This window comes from Streptomyces sp. NPDC048436 (genome assembly GCF_043200355.1).
In the GTDB taxonomy this organism is placed as follows: domain Bacteria; phylum Actinomycetota; class Actinomycetes; order Streptomycetales; family Streptomycetaceae; genus Streptomyces.
The window spans coordinates 339,754-357,685 of the sequence record NZ_JBICXP010000006.1 but is presented as its reverse complement, the minus strand read 5'-3'; the positions used below and the strand labels follow the sequence as shown (position 1 = coordinate 357,685).

Below are 17,932 nucleotides of genomic sequence, written 5' to 3'. Positions count from 1 at the left end.
TGCCGATGGCTGAGAAGGTGGATACATGGCCGATCTGCGCAGAACCCTGGAGACACACGTCAGCAACGGCTCGGTGCCGGGCGCGGTGGGCCTGGTGGCCCACCGCGACCGGGTCGAGGAGGTCGCGGCCGTCGGGTCCGTCGATGTCGAGGGCTCCGCCCCGATGGCCAGGGACTCCATCTTCCGCATCGCCTCGATCACCAAACCCGTCGTCGCCGCGGCCGTCATGATGCTGGTCGAGGACGGCCGGATCGCACTGGAGGACCCGGTCGGTCAATGGCTGCCTGAGCTGGCGTCACCGAGCGTGGTCCGCACGCCGTCCTCGCCGGTGGACGACGTGGTCCCGGCGGTCCGGCCCATCACCGTGTTCCATCTGCTCTCCTCCCGCGCCGGTTACGGCTTCGCCTCCGACTTCTCGCTGCCCGCGCTCGCGCCGCTGTTCAGCGAGCTCAAGCAGGGGCCTCCGCAGCCGCAGGCCGTGGCGGAACCCGATGAGTGGATGGCCACGCTGTCCCGTATCCCGCTGCTCCACCAGCCCGGCGACGGCTGGCTGTACAACATCTGCTCCGATCTCCAGGGCGTGCTGATCTCCCGGGTCACGGGAACCCCGCTGCCCGACTTCCTGGCCGAGCGGATCTTCGAACCGCTCGGGATGACGGACACCGCATTCTCCGTTCCGCCCGGCAAACTCGACCGGTTCACCAGCTATTACGCCGCCGGTCCCGAGGCCGGGCCCGAGCGCGATCCGATCAGCGGGCTCGAACTGCTCGACGCCCCCGACGGGCAGTGGAGCAGCCCGCCGCCGTTCCCGTCCGGCGCCGGCGGCCTGGTGTCGACCCTCGACGACTGGCTCGCCTTCGGGCGGATGCTGCTCGCCGAGGGGGCGGCGGACGGCCGTCGTCTGCTCACGCCCGACTCGGTGCGCCAGATGACCACCAATCAACTGACCACGTCGGAGCGGGAGTCCGGCGGGCTCTTCCTCGAAGGCATGGGCTGGGGCTTCGGCGGTGCGGTGGACGTCGAGACCGTCGAGCCGTGGAGCGTTCCGGGACGGTACGGCTGGGTCGGCGGCACGGGCACGGCAGCGCACATCATCCCGGCCACCGGCACGGTCACTCTGATGTTCAGCCAGCTGCAGATGGGCGGGCCCAGCTTCCCCGCGCTGATGCGGGACTTCTGGCGGTACGCGGCCGGGGCCTGAGGAGGCGGGCACCCGGCCCGGGGTGGTCAGCCGGCCAGCGGGCAGTCGGTCAGCAGGCCGACCGGGTCCTCCCCCGGCGGGCGCGGGATCGTGCGGCTCGGCGGTGGCCGGTGGCCGGTGCCGAGCCACTCCTCAAGGGCGGTGAACGCCGAGCGGTGGCACGGCAGGAGCGGGCGGAGCCTGTCGGGGAAGGTGTCGTACAGCGCGTCGGTGTGTGTGGCGCCCTCGACGCGGTAGGAGCGGAACATGCCGCCCCGGCCCGCGTCGTCGACCATGCGGGCGTAGACGTCCGCGTCGCGGCTGATGGGCAGCAGCACATCGAGGGTGCCCTGCACGGTGATCAGCGGTTTGCCGATCCGTCCGGTCAGCGCGACCCGCTCCACCGCGCGGTGCACCCGGGCCGGACGGTTCGCGTAGTCGTAGTCCGCGTCGCAGCCGGGTGTCCCGGATGTGCAGTACGGGGTTCCCGCCTCGGTGGCGCCGTCGAAGTCCGGGTCGAACTCCTCGCGGTAGACGCGCTGGGTCAGGTCCCAGTAGGAGCGGTCGTGGTAGGCCCACAGGAACTCCGAGCCCGCGGGGAATCCGGCCGCGATCAGCTGCCGGTGGGCGCGGGACGCTCCGGCGCCGCCCGCCGCGTACACCGGATAGGCGCGCAGAGCGGTCGGCAGGAACGTGAGCGGGTTGGGCCCTTCCGCAGTCCATAGCGTGCCTTCCCAGTCCACGCCGCCGTCATAGAGCTCGGGGTGGTTCTCCAACTGCCACCGCACGAGGTAGCCGCCGTTGGAGATGCCCGTGGCCAGGGTGCGTCGGGCGGGGCGGCCGTAGCGCTGGGCGACGACACCGCGGGCGGCCCGGGTGAGCTGGGTGAGGCGCCGGTTCCACTCCACTACGGCGTCGCCCGGCCGCCGTCCGTCGCGGTGGAAGCCAGGGCCGGTGTTGCCCTTGTCGGTGGCGGCGTACGCGTAGCCGCGGGCGAGTGCCCAGTCGGCGATGGCGCGGTCGTTGGCGTACTGCGCCCGGTTGCCCGGGGTGCCGGCGACGACCAGGCCGCCGTTCCAGCGGTCGGGCAGCCGGATGACGAACTGGGCGTCGTGGTTCCAGCCGTGGTGGGTGTTGGTGGTGGAGGTGTCGGGGAAGTATCCGTCGATCTGGATGCCGGGGACGCCGCTGGGGACGGACAGGTCCTTGGGCGTGAGACCTGCCCAGTCGGCCGGGTCGGTGTGCCCCGACGCGACTGTCCCGGCGGTGGTCAACTCACCCAGGCAGGCTGCCTGTTGATGCTCGGCGCCCGGGACGCGCAGATGGTCGACGCGGTCGCAATCCCGGGGCGCGCCCGTCTGCGGGAGGGCATCGCTCGGGTTCGCGGTGAATGCGAGCAGCAGTACGGCTCCTGCGGCGACGCGGCGCACCAGGCCGCCGCGAGCTGAACTACCCCGCCTCCATGGGGTGTTGCGGTCGGCGGCCTTCACGCGTCGAGCCCGAAGAAGTCCTTGATCCAGTAGCTGGAGCAGATGGAGGCGATGAAGTGGGCGGTCCCGGTGGCGCCGCACTGCTGGGCCGCGCTGCCCGGGTCCACGGGTGTGCCGTGGCCGATGTTCGGCACCCGGTCGACCTCGACCGCGACGCTGCCGTCGGCGGCCAGGTACTGCTCCCGCCGAGTGCTGTCGGGCCCGATCGTGGAGGTCCGGTCGGGGCTCTGCGCCAGGCCGTGCACGGCCGTCCACTGGTCCCGCAAGGCGTCGGCGTTCTTCGGCACGACCGTGGTGTCGCGGTCACCGTGCCAGATGGCGACGCGCGGCCAGGGCCCCGAGTAGCCCGGGTAGGCGTCCTTGACGCTCTTCGCCCAGGCCGCGGGGGTCCGGCTCACTCCGGGGCTCATACAGGTGAACGCCGAGAGTACGTCGGTGGCGCAGCGGTAGGGCAGACCCGCGACCACGGCTCCGGCCCGGAAGACGTCGGGGTAGGTGGCGAGCATGACGGAGGTCATCGCTCCGCCCGCCGAGAGGCCCGTGACATAGGTGCGGGCGGGGTCTCCTCCGTAGGCGGACTGGGCCTTGGTGACCATCTGCCGGATAGAGGCGGCCTCGCCCTGACCGCGTCGCGTGTCGCCGCTCTGGAACCAGTTGAAGCACTTGTTGCTGTTGTTCGACAGGGTCGTCTCGGCGAAGACGAGCAGGAACCCGTGTTGATCGGCGAACTTGGTCAGTCCCGAGTTGTCGGCGTAGACCGCGGCGTTCTGGGTGCATCCGTGCAGGGCCACCACCACCGCGGGGTGGACGGGCGCGGAGGCCGGCTTGTAGACGTACATGTTGAGGGCGCCCGGGTTGGCCCCGAAGTCAGTCACCCGTTCCAGGGCGACGGCCGCGCTCGCCTGGGAGGCGGGGGTGAACAGGGATGCTCCCGAGGCGAGCGCGAGGGCGGCTACCAGGAGGCCGCACCTCCGAAGTCCGCGCCTGAGCCGTCCTCCGGGCAGTGCGGGCGGTGTTGTTCCGTGCGGCATGAGGGCCTCCTGCGGGTGGGCCGGCGTGCGGGGTGCCGGTCACCCTAGGAGTGGCTTTGGCCGCCGCGACATGGCGGCGGACGCCACAACCACCGCTCGCGGCACGGATGTACGCCCTGTTGCGCGGCCGGGTGCGGGGTCGCTGACCGGCAGTCGTGGCAGGGGCGGGGAGGACACCTGTGACGCGGGCGATGAGTTTACGGTGGGCGTCCGGTCTGTAGGGGCGATCACCGAACGTGTGGTCGTCGCCGAGCAGGCGGTGTCCCGATGACGAAAGGCATGTCCATGCGCGTGCGCATCAAGGATTTCGACCATCTCGTTCTCAACGTCCAGGACGTCGAGCGCGCCCTGGAGTTCTACTGCGGTCCTCTGGGTCTCGAACCGGTCCGAGTGGAGGAGTGGCGGGCGGGCAAGGTGCCTTTCCCCTCCGTGCGCATCAACTCGAACACGATCATCGACCTCTTCGACCGCCCGCGCAGCGAGTCGAACGTGGACCACATCTGTCTGGTCGTCGACCCACTCGACTGGCAGGAGGTCATCGACTCGGGCACGTTCGACGTGCTGGACGGCCCCGTCGGCCGCTTCGGGGCCCGCGGCGAGGCGGAGTCTGTCTACATCCGGGACCCCGACGGCAACACCGTCGAACTCCGCTGGTACCCGCAGGACAGGTAAGGGGGCGCCGACACCGCGCGCATCGGGGAGCTGGGCGGACGCGGGCAACCGCGGTCAGGCTCCTCGGGGGTGATCGAGCAGCCGGTCGATGTCAGCCTCGCCGTAGCCGAGTTCGGCCAGGACTTCGCGGCTGTGCAGGCCGAGCGTGGGCGGTGCGGTACGTACGACGGGCCGCTCGCCGCGGAAGCTGACGGGGAAGGCGACCTGCTGGAGCGGGCCGACGTCGGGGTGATCGACCTTGTGGACCATGCCGAGCGCCTCGGTCTGCGGGCAGTCGTAGACCTCGTCGAGGGTGCGGATGGGGGCGACCGGGACGCCGCGGGGCTTGAGCAGCGCGCACCAGTGGGCCACCGTGTCGTCGACGAGGACCGCCTCCAGCTTGGCGTTGAGGGCTGTGCGGTGCGTGACGCGGGCGCGGTTGGTGGCGAAGCGCGGGTCGTCCGCCCACTCCGGGTGGCCGAGGCATTCGCTCAAGCGGCGGAAGAGGCCGTCGCTGCCGACGGCGATCACGAAGTGCCCGTCGGATGCGGCATAGGCCTGGTACGGGACGAGGCTGGGGTGGCCGGAGCCCAGGCGGGTGGGCCGTTCCCCGGTGGCGAAATAGCCGGTGGCCCAGTTGATGTGCAGGGCGAGCTGGGACTCGTACAGGGAAGTGGTGACGTACTGGCCGTGCCCCGTTCGCTCGCGCTCGACGAGGGCCGAGGTGACGCCGATGAGGCCGAACAGGGCGGCGCCCAGGTCGCCCATCGCGTAGCCGGCCTTGACGGGCGGGCCGTCGGGCTCGCCGGTGAGTGACATCAGACCGGCGCTCGCCTGGGCGACCATGTCGTAGCCGGGCTCGTCGCGCAGGGGTCCTGTGTCGCCGAACGCCGAGATGTGCAGCAGGACCAGGCGCGGGTAGCGCTCGCTGAGGGTGCGGTAGTCGAAGACGCCGGCCAGGGAGCTGCCGGGCCGGAAGTTCTCCACCAGGACGTCCGCGTCGGCGAGCATCCGGTGCACGGCCTCCTGCCCCTCGGGGGACTTGAGGTCCAGGGTCACCGAGCGCTTGTTGCGGTTGGCGGCCAGATAGTAGGTGGCGTCGGGGCCGTTGAAGGGCGGTCCCCAGGCGCGGGTGGGGTCGCCGCCCTGGGGGTGCTCGACCTTGATGACGTCGGCGCCCAGGTCGGCGAGGGACATGGTGACGTAGGGCCCGGCGAGGATCTTGGAGAGGTCCACGACCTTCATGCCGGCCAGGGGAGAAGCGGGGCGGAGCTCATCAGGCATGTGCGGCGGCCTCCTTGGGTCCGGGGCGTCGAGGAGCCGCCGGGCGGGCTCCAGGAGCTTGATCTGCTGAGCTCCATTCCGGTGACGATACGGCGCGGTGGCGGCACCAGGCACCCAGCCTCAGGCGGCCGGCACAGGCGTCCCGCGCGGGTTACTTCGCGCGACTTTTGTCAGATGCGTTGACGAACCAACTACCGCCTCCTAGCTTCGAGTTTCCGTTCTTCGTACGTCATATATGAGACGCCATATGTCATACGCGGGACGTACCCGCCGTACCCCTTGCCGCTCGCTCGCCACCCACCAGAGGAAGTGACCCCGACATGAGTTCCCGCATCCGCCCGGGCACGCGCCGATCCGCCCCCGCCGCCATCGCTCTGACTGTCGTTCTCGGCCTCACCGCCTCCGCGTGCGGCGACGACGGGTCAGGCATCGCAGGGGAGAAGGGCGGCGAGGGATCCGGCAAGGGGACCATCACCTTCTGGGACAACAACACGGCCGTCCGCCGCGACATCTGGATGGAGATCATCAAGGACTTCGAGAAGAAGTACCCGGACATCAAGGTCGACTACGTCGGCGTCCCCGCCGAGAACGCCCAGTCCAAGTACGACAACTCCATCCAGGGCGGCGGCCTGCCGGACGTGGGCGGCGTCGGTGCCGCCATGCTCGCCGCGATCGCGGCGCAGGGCGCCTTGGAGCCGTTGCAGGACCGGCTCGCCGAGAGCCCTCTCGAGGGCCGGCTGAGCAAGAGCATGCTCACCTCGACGGCGTCGGCGGGCGGTTCGTCCGAGCTGTTCATGATCCCCACGTCCGCCAACAACGGCGTCCTGTACTACCGCACCGACCTCTTCAAGGCCGCGGGCCTTGCCGCGCCGACCACCTGGGACAAGTTCTACGAGGCGGCCGACCGGCTCACCGACAAGGACAAGAACCAGTTCGGCTACACGATCCGCGGCGGGGTGGGGTCCATCGCCCAAGCCCTGGACGCGATGTACGGGCAGAGCGGCATCGAGTCCTTCTGGAACGCCGACGGGACGAAGACGACCGTCAACGACCCGAAGAACGTCGCGGCCCTCAAGAAGTACGTGGCCCTCTACAAGAAGACGACCCCGTCCGCCGACCTCAACAACAACTTCACGCAGATGGTCGCCCAGTGGGACGGCGGCCGGATAGGCCTGCTCAGCCACAACCTGGGCTCCTACCAGGACCACGTGAAGGCACTCGGCGCAAAGAAGTTCCGCGGCCTGCCCGCCCCGAAGCAGGCCGACGGCAAGCGTGTCCAGGTCTCCAACCCGATCGACGGGCTCTCCATCTTCAGGACAAGCACCAAGAAGAAGGCCGCCTGGAAGTTCATCGAGTACGCCTCCTCGCACGAGGCGAGCTCCAAGTTCAACGAGTCCGCCGGACTGATCCCGGCCAACAACGCGGCGGTCAAGGACGCCTGGGTCAAGAAGTCCGAGCCGACGCGCCTGGCCGCCGACGCGCTCAGCTCCCCCGCGACCACGATCGTCCAGCTGCCGTACTACCTCCCGGACTGGAACACGATCTCCAAGGCCGAGAACGAACCCGGCTTCCAGAAGGTCATGCTCGGCAAGACCAGCGCGAAGGACTTCCTGGACGACCTGGCCGACCAGCTCAACCAAGCGCAGGCGGACTGGAAGCAGCGGAATCCCTGAGGCGTCGGGCCGGCCCCGCAGGAGTTCCTGAAAGCACGATGCGATCATGGCGCGTTATGAAGACAGCGGGGCAGGGCGGCGGGAGCGAGGATGCGGGCGGGTGGCCTGACGTGGCGGGTGACACCGCGCTCACCATCAAGGTCCCCGAGGCCGACCCGCTGGTCCGGGCGGGGTTCCCGGCCCACGTGACGGTCCTGTACCCCTTCGTGCACGAGACGCGTCTCGACGCCGCCGCACGCCGTGAACTGTCCGGCCTCTTCGCCGGGCACGAGGCCTTCACCCTGACCTTCGCCGAGTTCGGCCGCTATCCGGGCGTGCTCTACCTCGACCCGTGGCCGCACTCCCCCGTCACGGCGCTGACCAAGGACCTCACGCGGCGCTGGCCCGACGCGGTGCCTTACCGCGGGATATTCGGCGCCGGGCTCGCCCCGCATCTCACCGTGGCGAACAGCGAAGGGCCCGAGACGCAGGACGCCGCCTACGACGCGCTGCAGGCCGAACTCGCGCCCCGGTTGCCGCTGAGCTGTCACGTCCGGGCCGTCCAGCTCATCGTCTGGGACGGTGAACGCTGGCAGGACGGCGCCGAGTTCCGGCTCGGTCACGCCCCTGCCCCGGGCCTCTAACGCAGCTGCCGCCGCACCAGCTCATGCAGTCGTCCGCCCGTGTCCGCCAACAGCTGGGCGGGCGGGCCCTGTTGGACGACCCGCCCCTCCGACATGACGATGACGCGGTCGGCGTCCATGACCGTGGAGAGGCGGTGGGCTATCACGATCCGGGTGGCGTTGAGGGCCCGGGTGCTGTCGATCACCGTGCGCTGTGTCTCGTTGTCCAGGGCGCTCGTCGCCTCGTCGAAGAACAGGACGCGGGGGCGGCGGATCAGGGCCTGGGCGATCATCAGGCGCTGGCGCTGGCCGCCGGAGACCGCTCCGCCGCCGGAGATCATGGTGTGCAGGCCCATCGGCATGCGCTTGATGTCCTCGGCGAGGCCCGCCATCGCGGCGGCCTCCCAGGCCTCCTCCTGCGTGAACGTCTCTGCGCCGCAGATGCAGTCGAGGATCGAGCCGGTGAGCGGCTGCGCGTTCTGCAGGACGACACCGCACTGACGGCGTACGGCGGCCTGGTCGAGGGCCGACAGATCCTGGCCGTCGTACAGGACGCTGCCCGAGACCGGCTTGTCGAAGCCGATGAGCAGGCGAAGGAGCGTCGACTTGCCGCAGCCGCTGGGGCCGACGACCGCGACGAACTCGCCAGGCCGGATGGCGAGGGACACGTCGTCAAGGACGAGGGGGCCGTCGTCCGCGTAGCGGAAGGAGAGCCCGCGCGCCTCGATCTCGCCCTGCAGCTCGCCCGGCTGTGTGCTCGCGCCCCGCACCTCGGGCGCCTCCTCCAGGACCGGCTTGATCTGTTCGAACATCGGAAGGACGGCCGCCGCGGAGAGCAGCGCACCGGTGAGCTGGGTGACGGACGTCAGGAGCATCGTCACGGCGGTGCTGAAGGTGAGGAACTCGCCCGCGGTGAGGCTGCCGCGGGCCGGACCCGCGAGCAGCATGAACATGATGAGCGTACAGAGCGGCAGATAGACGGCGTTGAGTACCGTCGTCACGTTCTTGATGCGGCCCGCGCGCTGCTGGAGCTCCCGGCTGCGCGCGAACTCCCCGGCCCAGGCCGCGTACGCGAAGCTCTCGGCGCCCGCGACGCGGAGTTTGGGCAGGCCGCGCAGAGTCTGGAACGCCTGGTTGTTGAGCTTGTTGCCGAGCTCGACCAGGCGGCGCTGCCAGCGCAGTTCCCACAGGCCGAGGGTGAGGAACACGGCCGCGATGACGGCCAGCATCCCGAGGGCGGCCAGGGCCAGGGGAACGCTGTAGAGGAGCAGCAGGACCAGGTTCATCGCGCCGACCGTGCCCGACTGGAGGGCGACGGGGCCGATCCCGGAGAGCACACGGCGGATCGCGCTGACGCCCATGGCCGCGCTCGCCAGTTCACCGGTGGAGCGGGAGGCGAAGAAGCGGGTGGGCAGCCTCAACAGGCGGTCCCAGACGGCCGGTTGGAGCGCGCTCTCCATGCGGCCCTCCATGCGCAGGATGGTGAGGTTCTGCAGGAGCATGAAGGCCGCGGAGACAATGCTGGTGATCATGACGGCCAGGGAGACCTGGACGATGAGGCTCTTCTCGGCGTTCGGCACGAAGACGCCGAGCACCTGTCCCGTGGCGATCGGCACGAGCGCGCCGATCGCGACCGTCACCAGACCGGCGATCACGAGGTTGCGTACGTCGCCGCCGTTGCCCCGCAGGCTGAAGCGGAACAGCCGCCAGGGCGTCAACGTCCGCTCCGGCAGCGGGCGGTAGAACATGACGCCCTGCGGCTCGAACTCCTCCGCGTTGCTCTGGTCGATCCGCGTGCGCCGACCGGAAGTGGGGTGCACCGACTCGTACCCGCCGCGCCGCCACAGCAGTGCGACCGGCGCGCCGCTCGCCGCCCGGTGCCCCACCAGCGGCCCGGTGTTCTCGCGCCACCAGCGCCCGTCGAGCCGGACGGCGCGGGTGCGGATGTTCGAGGCGACCGCGACCTGCTCCACCGGGTCGATCCGGTCGCTGACCGCGCCGCCCTCCGACGCACCGGACAGCGTGATGCCCATCGCCTGGGCGACAAGACGGCAGGCCGCGTACGTCAGGTCGTCGCCGCCCCGCGATTCGGTGCGGTGTGAACTGCCCCTGCCCGAGCGGCCGATGGAGGCGATCAGCGTCCGGTCGGCCTGCTCGCGGACCGTCTCGCCCGCCTTGATGCCGGCCGCCGTGCGGTCCTCGTGGGCCCGCTCCAGGCGTTCGATCCAGCGGTCGAGCGTGGAGAGCAGCCGGTACTGCTGGTTGACCATGCGCTGCCACATGGCCGCGTCGACGAGCAGGTCTCCCGCGGCCTCCGCGCTGTAGGCGGAGCCGTACTGCACACTGCCCGGCGCGACCGGCATCCAGAGGATGTCGTCGTCGGTCGCCATCTCGTCGCCGGTGGTGCGGCCGTCGAGCGGTGCCTCGAAGAGGACCCGGTGGCTGCGTCCGATGCCGAGCGCGAAGGCGTGCTCGAGCAGGCTCAGGGACGCGTCCTGGGTGTCGTACTGACTGGGGAACTGCTGCTCGTAGGCCCAGGTGTCGCCGTAGTCGGGGCGGTACAGCTCACGCAGCGGGATGCGGCGCAGCTCGCAGCCCTGGAGCGGGCGCCCGACCAGGGTGTGCTGCGGGCCTTCGACGGGGCCAAGGAGCAGGGTGCCCGGTTCGAGGCGGCCGAGGAAGTGCCAGTGGCCCTGCTGCACGGCGTCGACGGCGAACAGGTCGAGGGCGCCGGCCACGACGAGCCACAGCACCTGCGGGCCTTCGAGGTGCACGCTGCGCAGGTCCGTGCAGTCGGCGGGTGTGCCGAGCGCGCCGAAGGCGGCGGCGACCGAGTCGTTCGTGTAGGACGCGGCGGGCGTAGAGGACGTGTAGGAGGCGTACTGCTCCGGTACCGAGGTCACCTCAGTGCTCCTTGACCAGGTCGGCGTAGGGTCCGCCGGCGGCGACGAGGTGTTCGTGGCGTCCGCGTTCCACGACCGAGCCGTGGTCGAGGACGACGATCTCGTCACTGTCCCGCACGGTGCTCAGCCGGTGGGCGATGACGACGCAGGCGCAGCCGCGGCGGCGCAGATTGTCGATGATGACCTGCTCGGTCTCGGCGTCGAGTGCGCTGGTCACCTCGTCGAGTACGAGGATGCTGGGGCGGCGCACCAGAGCGCGGGCGATCTCCAGGCGCTGGCGCTGGCCGCCGGAGAAGTTCCGGCCGTCCTGTTCGACGCGGCCGTGGATGCCGCCGGGCCTGCGGGCCACGACGTCGTACAGGCAGGCGTCCTTGAGGGCGGCCACGACGGCATCGTCGGGGATGGAGGGGTCCCACAGTGCGACGTTGTCGCGGATGGTGCCCTCGAAGAGGAAGACGTCCTGGTCGACGAAGGACACGGAGGCGGCGAGCGCGCCGCGCGGGATGTCCTCAAGGCGCTGTCCGTCGATCCGGATCGTGCCCTCCCAGGGGCTGTAGAGCCCGGAGATCAGCCGCGAGACGGTCGACTTGCCGCTGCCCGAGCCGCCGACCAGCGCGACCTGCTGGCCGGGTCCGACCGACAGGGAGAATCCGGTCAGCAGCGGCTTGTCGAGGGGGCTGTAGCCGAAGGTGATGTCGTCGAGCGTGACGTGGCCCTTGAGGCGGCGGGTGCTCGCCGCCGGTTCGGGGCGTGAGTAGAGGGTGTCGACGGGGAAGTTCTCGACGTCCTTGAGGCGGGCGACGTCGGCGCCGAAGTCCTGGATGCGGCCCGCGACGCCGTTCAGGCGGGTGATCGGCGCGGTGAAGCGGGTGACCAGGGCCTGGAACGCGACGAGCAGTCCGATCGACAGGTGCCCCTCCACCGCGCGCAGGCCGCCGATCCACAGGATCAGCGCACTGTTGAGGGTGGCGAGCGTCGGCGCGACGACGCCGAGCCAGGCGCTGGGCACACCGAGGCGCTGCTGCTGCTCAAGGGTGGTGGCGTGCTGGCCCGCCCATCGCCGGAAGTAGCCGTTCTCGCCGCCGGTGGCCTTCATCGTCTCGATCAACTGCAGGCCGGTGTACGAGGTGTTGGTGAGCTTGGCGCTGTCGGCGCGCAGCTTCTGGGTGCCGGTGGCCCGCAGCCGGATGACGACGCGCATCGCGACGATGTTCAGCAGGGCGATGCCGACGCCGACGAGGGTGAGCTGCGGATCGTAGGTCCACAGCAGGGCCGCGTAGAGGAGTACGACGATGCCGTCGACCCCCGCGGCCGTGAGGTCACGGGCCAGGGTCTCGGCGACGGCGTCGTTGGACGCGAGGCGCTGGACGAGGTCGGCGGGGCTGCGCTGTGCGTAGAACGTGACGGGCAGGCGCAGCAGATGGCGCAGGAAGCGGGCGCTGCCGAGCGTGGAGGAGATGATGCGGCCGCGCAGCAGGTTCGCCTGTTGCAGCCAGGTGAGCACCACGGTGAGCGCCACCATCGCGCCCATCGACGCGAACAGCGCGCCGAGCAGGGAGGTCTGATCGCCGATCAGGAACAGGTCGATGTACGTGCGGCTGAGCGCGGGCAGCGCCGCGCCGACCGCGACGAGCAGCAGGCTGGCGAAGAGCGCGGCGAGCATGGTGCCCGTGGTGCCGCGAAGGCGCGCGGGCAGGGCCCTCATGACGCCGGGCTTGCGGCCTCCGGTGCGGAAGTTCTCCCCCGGTTCGAGGACCAGGACGACACCGGTGAAGCTGGTGTCGAAGTCCTCGGAGGGCACGAAGCGGCGCCCCTTGTCGGGGTCGTTGATGTGCACGCCCCGGCGGCCGAGGCGGCGCCCCATGCCGTCGTACACGACGTAGTGGTTGAACTCCCAGAAGAGGATCGCGGGCGCCTTGACCTCGGCGAGCGCGGCCGGTTCCATCTGCATGCCCTTGGCCGTCAGGCCGTAACTGCGCGCCGCTTTAAGGAGGTTGCTGGCCCGGGAGCCGTCGCGGGACACGCCGCAGGCGATGCGCAGCTCTTCCAGCGGGACGTGCCGTCCGTAGTGCGCCAGGACCATGGCGAGGGCGGCGGCGCCGCACTCCACGGCTTCCATCTGCAGGACGGTGGGGGTACGGACGGTCTTCTGCCGCTTGCCCTTCGACGCGGGGCGCTGCGCGGTGCGGCGGCGGCTTCGCTGCGGGGGCTCGGGGCGGTGCCTGCGTCGGCCGCCGGGGGGCGGGAGCTGCTGCTGGTGCGCCGGGGAGGGGTGCGGTGCGGTCACGGAAGCAGCCAATCGATCGGGCGCTGCTCGGCGAGGTGGAAGGCGCCGGTGGCCAGGGTCATGGAGTCGAGCGCGAAGGGCGGGCCGCCCGCCGTCGACCAGGCGTAGCCGGACTTGGTGGTGGAGGAGTTCTCCAGCTTTACGAGTACGGCCACGGGCGGTCCCGCCTTGGTGAACTGTGCGGCCAGTTCCTTGTCGCCGAGGAAACCGCCGATCTTCTGCCGGGTCTGCGCGGCGCGCCCGATCGCCTTCACCCGGCCGCGCAGCTTGCCGTACTTCTCCGTGGACACGGACTGCACGGTGAGGTCGACCGAGGCGCCGAGGGGGACGGTGGCGGCGCTGTCGGCCGGTACGTAGATCATGGCGAGGAGTGGGTCGTCGCTGCCCGATACGCGCTCGACGGTCGCGACGTCGGCGCCGGTGGTGACGACGGTGCCGATCCTGGCGACCAGTGCGGTCACCCGGCCCGCGGCGATGGAACGTACGACCTTGTCGCCTTGGTCCGTACGGACTTTGAGCACGGGAGCGCCCGCGGCGAGCCGTTTGCCCTCCTCGGCGAAGACGCGGGTCACCTGACCGGTGACGGGGCTCTGGAGGACGTAACTGCCCTGCCCGTGCGTGAGGATGCCGGGTGCCCGGAGTGTGGAGGAGACCGTGCCGGTCACGGCCCAGATGCTCGCGGCGGCCATGACGACGACGGTGACGGCGAGCACGAGCAGTCCCTGGGGGCGGGCGTAGCGCACCGGCAGGTCGAGTTCCTCGGGCGACTGCAGTTTGGACAGGGCCTGTTGGCGGAACTGCACGGAACGCTTCCCTTACTTTGCCTGTGGCGTCCGTGAGCCCCGGAACCAGTGGTTCCGGGGCTCACGAATTCTGGCGTCTCAGTGAGCGATAGCTCAGAGACCGGCGGTCAGGCCGGAGGCCAGGCCCGTGACGGCGCCGGTGTTGAGGCCGGTGACACCCTCGACGGTGCCGACGACGCCGCCGACGACGCCCGAGACCGGGGCGATGGAGTCAACGGTGCTGGTGACGTTGCCCGCGACACCGGCGACGAGGCCACCGGAGACGTTGTCGAGGTCGGCGTCGGAAATCTCGAGGGTCTCGACCTGGGGGGTGTAGTTCATGGTGTGAGCTGCCCTTCTCAATGAATGTTGCAAAGGTGTTTCCAACACTGCGGAACCTGAAGTACGAATTCCGCGGTGGCCAGGATCAAAGCACGTTCGCACGTCGTACATCCAATCGAGGAGGCACCGCCCTCCTGCGGTCGCGGCATCGAATCACCGCTGCGTGCAGGCATGTTCACCGGGACGTGGCGACTCCTTCACAAGCTTCACAGAAGGAAATCCGGCGCGCGGAAGGACTCCCTCCACCAAAGCGGACACTCGCACATCAAAGAGCAAGTTCTGTGGTCAATGCACAGGGCTATGTGTGGAGTGTTCGCCGAATACCGTGACTGGGTTGCGCATTCGATGTGCAGGTTTATTGAAGACGTGCCGAATCATGGCCGAAGGGGACACCGCCCCAAGGCTGTTGGGGGCGGGGGCGGACTTGTACGGCTCAGGCCTCTGCGACTGCGCCGTCCGTGGAGGCGCCCGAGGCGATTCCGTGGACGGGCTCCGGCACCGACTCCGGGGCGAGCAGCACCGAGCGGCGGCCGTCGACGCCGACCGGTACGTCACCGTCGATGGTCACGCGGCGCAGGGTGCGCTCGTGGTCGTCGGAATCGTCGACTCCGTAGTGCTGCGTCGCACGGTTGTCCCAGATGGCGACGTCACCCGCGCGCCACTGCCAGCGGACCGTGTTCTCCGGCCGCTCCACATGCGACTGGAGTACGCCGATCAGGGCGCGGGAGTCGGCGGCCCGGAAGCCGCTGAGCTTCTGCAGGAAGTTGCCGAGGATCAGGGTGCGTTCACCGGTCTCGGGGTGGACGCGGACCACTGGGTGCTCGGTCTGGAACTTGACGGCGGTGAACACCTTGCGGTGCTGCTGGAGCGCCGCCGATGAGGCGCCGGGGCGGGTGGCCGCGTAGTCGTAGTCATTGGTGTGCACTCCGCGCACGCTGTCGGCGAGGACCCGGAGCGGCTCGGGCAGGTCGTTGTACGCGGCGGCGGTGTTCGACCACAGGGTGTTGCCGCCGTACGGCGGGATGACCTCGGCGCGCAGGATGGAGAACGCCGGGTAGGCGGGCACGAACGTGACGTCGGTGTGCCACTGGTTGGCCCGCCCGCCGTGGTCGTTGTCGATGCCGAGGGCGTAACGGCCGTCCACGGAGGGCACGGTGGGGTGCGCGACGGGAGTGCCGAGCAGTCGGGCGAACGCCTCGTGGCTCTCCCCGTCGAGGTGCTGCTGGTCGCGGAAGAAGACGACCTTGTGTTCAAGGAGCGCGGCGCGTACGGCTGCGACGGTGGTCTCGTCCAGATCGCCGCCGAGGCGGACTCCGGAGATGACGGCGCCGATCCGGCCGCCGACTTTCTGGACGGTGAGGGTCGGGCGCTCGGGGCTTTCAGGGGTTTGCGGGGTCTCTACTACGGGTGCGGACGTCATGGGGTGGGGATCCCTTCGGTGAGGTGGGTGTGGGCCGAGTCGCGACCAGGCGCACCTGGACGGCAGTTGTGCACGGGGGCAAGGCGGCGCGAGCGCAGAGCGCGAGAAGAGCGACGGGCGGCGACGCGGCGGAAGCCGGCGGTCAGGCCACGCGCGGACGACACGCCGCCGAGGCGAGGCGGCCCAGGTCCACGTGGAGCCGCGGGACGAGAGGAGTCATCGCGGTCATGCCCAGGAGCATGGACAGCCGCCGAAAGCATGGTCAAGGCGTTCTTCGCCCGCTTCACGACCCTGCAATGCTCCAGGACCCCGCGATGAGTCCGGCATGCGCCGCTGACCAGGGGCGATACGTTCCGTTCCGGGCGGTGCAGCATAATGCGGCCATGCGGATCTCAGCCAGGGCGGACTACGCGGTACGTGCCGCGCTGCAACTCGCCGCGTGCCAGGACGACGGGCCGCTGAAGGCCGAGGCCATCGCGGACGCCCAGGAGATCCCGCACAAGTACCTGGAGGGCATCCTCAACGACATGCGGCGCGGCGGTCTCGTACTCAGCCAGCGCGGCGGCAACGGCGGCTACCGCCTGGCCCGGCCCGCCGACGACATCAGCATCGCCGACGTCATCCGCGTCGTGGAGGGCCCCTTGGTGTCGGTGCGCGGCGTACGCCCCCCGGAGCTGGCCTACAGCGGGCCCGCCACGTCGCTGCTGCCCCTGTGGATCGCGCTGCGGGCCAATGTCCGCCAGATCCTGGAGGGCGTGTCCCTGGCGGACGTCGCGGACGCCGAACTGCCCACCGAGGTGACGGCCTTGGCCGAGGATCCCGCCGCCTGGACCAACCCGTAGGGACCGACCCCCGGCCTCGGCTTTCTCACACAGCAAGACACGACTGTCCGCCCCTTGAACACCCCCTTGTCGCGGCGTCAGTTCACATCCAGTATTCCTATCAATCAGGTAGGAAAACTAGGAATCTGTGAGGCGTGGCCGTGAGAACGCTGATCCCGACGGGCTGCACCCGCCACTGCCCCTGCCGCGCACCCGGCGCGGCACGGTGAACGACGCGATGCCGACGGTCCCGGCCGCTCCCTTTGCCTGGCTGCGCGTCGTCCACGAACTCGCGGACGACCTCGCCGTGGACGCGGACCTGCGCGACCGGGCGGGCAAGCCTCCGCACGACGAGGTCTCGCGCCTGCGGGAGGCGGGGCTGCCCGCGCTCCTGACGCCGCAAGGCCCGGACGGGCAGGGCGTCGACTGGCGCACCGCGTGTACGGCGGTGCGGGACATCGCGGTGGCGGACAGTTCCGTCGCCGAACTCCTCGCCCACCACCACGCGATGGCGTGGGCCCCGCGCCTCTTCGGCGCCCCCGACGCAGCCGCCGCGCTCGAACTGCGCGCAGTGCGGGAGCAGTGGCTCTGGGGCGGTGACGCCGATCTGCCCGACGGCCGTACGGACACTGGCCTCACGCTCACCCCGACCGCCGACGGGTACGTATTGCGCGGCACGCGCCCCCTCACGGCGGGCGTCTCCGTCGCCGACCGGCTCGTCCACACGGCGCGGCGCACCGACAGCGGCGACTGGGTCGTCGTACACGTGGACCCGGCCCACTCCGGTGTGTCCGCCGAACCGGCGCACGACCTCCTAGGGCAGCGCCTGACGGGAGCGGGCGGAGTCAGCTACGACGACGTACCGCTGGCGGCGCATCAGGTGCTCGGCGTGGCCCCCGTCGACGAGCACGAGATACTGCCCTTCACCGCGCTCTCACCGCTGGTCCGCCGCCTCCTGCTCGTCCAGGTCGGCCTGGGCAACGCGGAAGGCGCCCTCGCGGAGGCACGGGACATCAGCCGGGCCCTGCCGCGTCCCCATGCGATGACCGTGCTGGACCCCGGCGGCGACTGCGGGCCACCGCCCACCGACCCGTATCTGCTGCTCGCCTACGGGGAGTTGGCGACGGCCGCGCACAGCGCCGCCGCGGTGGTGGAGCGCGCGACGGAGGCCCTGGCCCAGGGGCTGGAGACGGGCCCCGCCCTTGGCGCGGGCGAACGGGCCGACATCGCGTTCCTCGTCGGTGCGGCCGAGGCGGTCACCGCCCAGTCCGCCCTGCACATCACCACCCGCGTCCTGGAACTCACCGCCGACGCGCCCGCCCCTTCGACCGACCCCGGCCTCGACAGGTTCTGGCGCAACGCCCGTGCCCTGACGGCCCACAGCTCCGCCGCGCACCGGCTCCGCGACATCGGGGAGCACTACCTCAACGGGCTGCCGTCGTCGCTCACGTTGCGCGCGTGAGGGG

General features: G+C 70.6%; 14 protein-coding genes and 1 pseudogene. 6 read left to right on the top strand and 9 right to left on the bottom strand.

The genetic code is table 11. The features are described 5' to 3' along the window. The first annotated feature begins 25 nt into the window (after positions 1-25). Positions 26-1,201, top strand: coding sequence for a serine hydrolase domain-containing protein (locus ACGFX9_RS22995; RefSeq protein ID WP_393474921.1), 1,176 nt, complete (start codon positions 26-28; stop codon positions 1,199-1,201). 26 nt (positions 1,202-1,227) lie between these two features. On the opposite strand, the gene ACGFX9_RS22990 is transcribed toward ACGFX9_RS22995, so the two are convergent. Beyond that, the gene (locus tag ACGFX9_RS22990; RefSeq protein ID WP_393474917.1) at positions 1,228-2,610 is read right to left on the bottom strand and encodes a tannase/feruloyl esterase family alpha/beta hydrolase; all 1,383 of its coding nucleotides are present in this window, start codon (positions 2,608-2,610) and stop codon (positions 1,228-1,230) included. Between the two features lie 62 nt (positions 2,611-2,672). After that, positions 2,673-3,701: pseudogene (locus ACGFX9_RS22985) on the bottom strand (alpha/beta hydrolase family esterase); the annotation flags it as partial. A 267-nt stretch (positions 3,702-3,968) separates the two neighbouring features. Here ACGFX9_RS22985 and ACGFX9_RS22980 point away from each other — a divergent pair. Then, positions 3,969-4,373: a VOC family protein gene (locus tag ACGFX9_RS22980; protein WP_393474914.1), complete on the top strand. Its 405-nt coding sequence runs from the start codon at positions 3,969-3,971 to the stop codon at positions 4,371-4,373. A 54-nt stretch (positions 4,374-4,427) separates the two neighbouring features. On the opposite strand, the gene ACGFX9_RS22975 is transcribed toward ACGFX9_RS22980, so the two are convergent. Beyond that, positions 4,428-5,636 (bottom strand): CaiB/BaiF CoA transferase family protein, encoded by a 1,209-nt coding sequence (locus ACGFX9_RS22975; protein WP_393474911.1) that lies wholly within the window; start codon positions 5,634-5,636, stop codon positions 4,428-4,430. A 320-nt stretch (positions 5,637-5,956) separates the two neighbouring features. Between ACGFX9_RS22975 and ACGFX9_RS22970 the strand changes: the two genes are divergently transcribed. Both ACGFX9_RS22970 and ACGFX9_RS22965 read left to right on the top strand, forming a co-directional pair. After that, positions 5,957-7,309 (top strand): ABC transporter substrate-binding protein, encoded by a 1,353-nt coding sequence (locus tag ACGFX9_RS22970; protein WP_393474908.1) that lies wholly within the window; start codon positions 5,957-5,959, stop codon positions 7,307-7,309. 56 nt (positions 7,310-7,365) lie between these two features. Beyond that, on the top strand, positions 7,366-7,932 hold the full coding sequence (locus tag ACGFX9_RS22965; protein WP_393474905.1) for a 2'-5' RNA ligase family protein: 567 nt from the start codon (positions 7,366-7,368) through the stop codon (positions 7,930-7,932). On the opposite strand, the gene ACGFX9_RS22960 is transcribed toward ACGFX9_RS22965, so the two are convergent. From ACGFX9_RS22960 to ACGFX9_RS22935, 6 genes are all read right to left on the bottom strand, one after another. Next, the gene (locus tag ACGFX9_RS22960; RefSeq protein WP_393474902.1) at positions 7,929-10,814 is read right to left on the bottom strand and encodes an NHLP bacteriocin export ABC transporter permease/ATPase subunit; all 2,886 of its coding nucleotides are present in this window, start codon (positions 10,812-10,814) and stop codon (positions 7,929-7,931) included. The two genes, ACGFX9_RS22965 and ACGFX9_RS22960, sit on opposite strands and share 4 nt — an antisense overlap. Position 10,815: 1 nt before the next feature. Further along, positions 10,816-13,101 carry an NHLP family bacteriocin export ABC transporter peptidase/permease/ATPase subunit gene (locus ACGFX9_RS22955; RefSeq protein WP_393474899.1) on the bottom strand — a complete coding sequence of 762 codons (2,286 nt, stop codon included), beginning with the start codon at positions 13,099-13,101 and terminating at the stop codon, positions 10,816-10,818. Continuing rightward, the gene (locus tag ACGFX9_RS22950; RefSeq protein WP_393474896.1) at positions 13,098-13,904 is read right to left on the bottom strand and encodes an HlyD family efflux transporter periplasmic adaptor subunit; all 807 of its coding nucleotides are present in this window, start codon (positions 13,902-13,904) and stop codon (positions 13,098-13,100) included. The genes ACGFX9_RS22955 and ACGFX9_RS22950 overlap by 4 nt, the downstream gene beginning before the upstream one ends. 93 nt (positions 13,905-13,997) lie before the next feature. Then, a complete protein-coding gene (locus ACGFX9_RS22945) occupies positions 13,998-14,225 on the bottom strand; it encodes a type A2 lantipeptide (protein ID WP_249585724.1) in 228 nt (75 codons plus the stop codon). Between the two features lie 433 nt (positions 14,226-14,658). Continuing rightward, entirely contained in the window at positions 14,659-15,645 is a 987-nt protein-coding gene (locus ACGFX9_RS22940) for a TauD/TfdA dioxygenase family protein (protein WP_393474893.1), read from the bottom strand. A 142-nt stretch (positions 15,646-15,787) separates the two neighbouring features. After that, complete coding sequence (locus ACGFX9_RS22935) at positions 15,788-15,865, bottom strand: putative leader peptide (protein ID WP_383334283.1); 78 nt, start codon at positions 15,863-15,865, stop codon at positions 15,788-15,790. 163 nt (positions 15,866-16,028) lie between these two features. On the opposite strand from ACGFX9_RS22935, the gene ACGFX9_RS22930 reads away from it, so the two are divergent. After that, positions 16,029-16,487 (top strand): RrF2 family transcriptional regulator, encoded by a 459-nt coding sequence (locus tag ACGFX9_RS22930; RefSeq protein WP_393474890.1) that lies wholly within the window; start codon positions 16,029-16,031, stop codon positions 16,485-16,487. Between the two features lie 127 nt (positions 16,488-16,614). Continuing rightward, complete coding sequence (locus tag ACGFX9_RS22925) at positions 16,615-17,928, top strand: acyl-CoA dehydrogenase family protein (RefSeq protein ID WP_393474888.1); 1,314 nt, start codon at positions 16,615-16,617, stop codon at positions 17,926-17,928. The last annotated feature ends 4 nt before the right edge of the window (positions 17,929-17,932 follow it).

What these genes read in the sequence shown, in the direction of transcription:
- ACGFX9_RS22995 (WP_393474921.1), top strand. Translation starts at nt 26, where the DNA reads ATGGCCGATCTGCGCAGAACCCTGGAGACACACGTCAGCAACGGCTCG.
- ACGFX9_RS22980 (WP_393474914.1), top strand. Translation starts at nt 3,969, where the DNA reads ATGACGAAAGGCATGTCCATGCGCGTGCGCATCAAGGATTTCGACCAT.
- ACGFX9_RS22975 (WP_393474911.1), bottom strand. Translation starts at nt 5,636, where the DNA reads ATGCCTGATGAGCTCCGCCCCGCTTCTCCCCTGGCCGGCATGAAGGTC.
- ACGFX9_RS22970 (WP_393474908.1), top strand. Translation starts at nt 5,957, where the DNA reads ATGAGTTCCCGCATCCGCCCGGGCACGCGCCGATCCGCCCCCGCCGCC.
- ACGFX9_RS22965 (WP_393474905.1), top strand. Translation starts at nt 7,366, where the DNA reads ATGAAGACAGCGGGGCAGGGCGGCGGGAGCGAGGATGCGGGCGGGTGG.
- ACGFX9_RS22945 (WP_249585724.1), bottom strand. Translation starts at nt 14,225, where the DNA reads ATGAACTACACCCCCCAGGTCGAGACCCTCGAGATTTCCGACGCCGAC.
- ACGFX9_RS22940 (WP_393474893.1), bottom strand. Translation starts at nt 15,645, where the DNA reads ATGACGTCCGCACCCGTAGTAGAGACCCCGCAAACCCCTGAAAGCCCC.
- ACGFX9_RS22935 (WP_383334283.1), bottom strand. Translation starts at nt 15,865, where the DNA reads ATGACTCCTCTCGTCCCGCGGCTCCACGTGGACCTGGGCCGCCTCGCC.
- ACGFX9_RS22930 (WP_393474890.1), top strand. Translation starts at nt 16,029, where the DNA reads ATGCGGATCTCAGCCAGGGCGGACTACGCGGTACGTGCCGCGCTGCAA.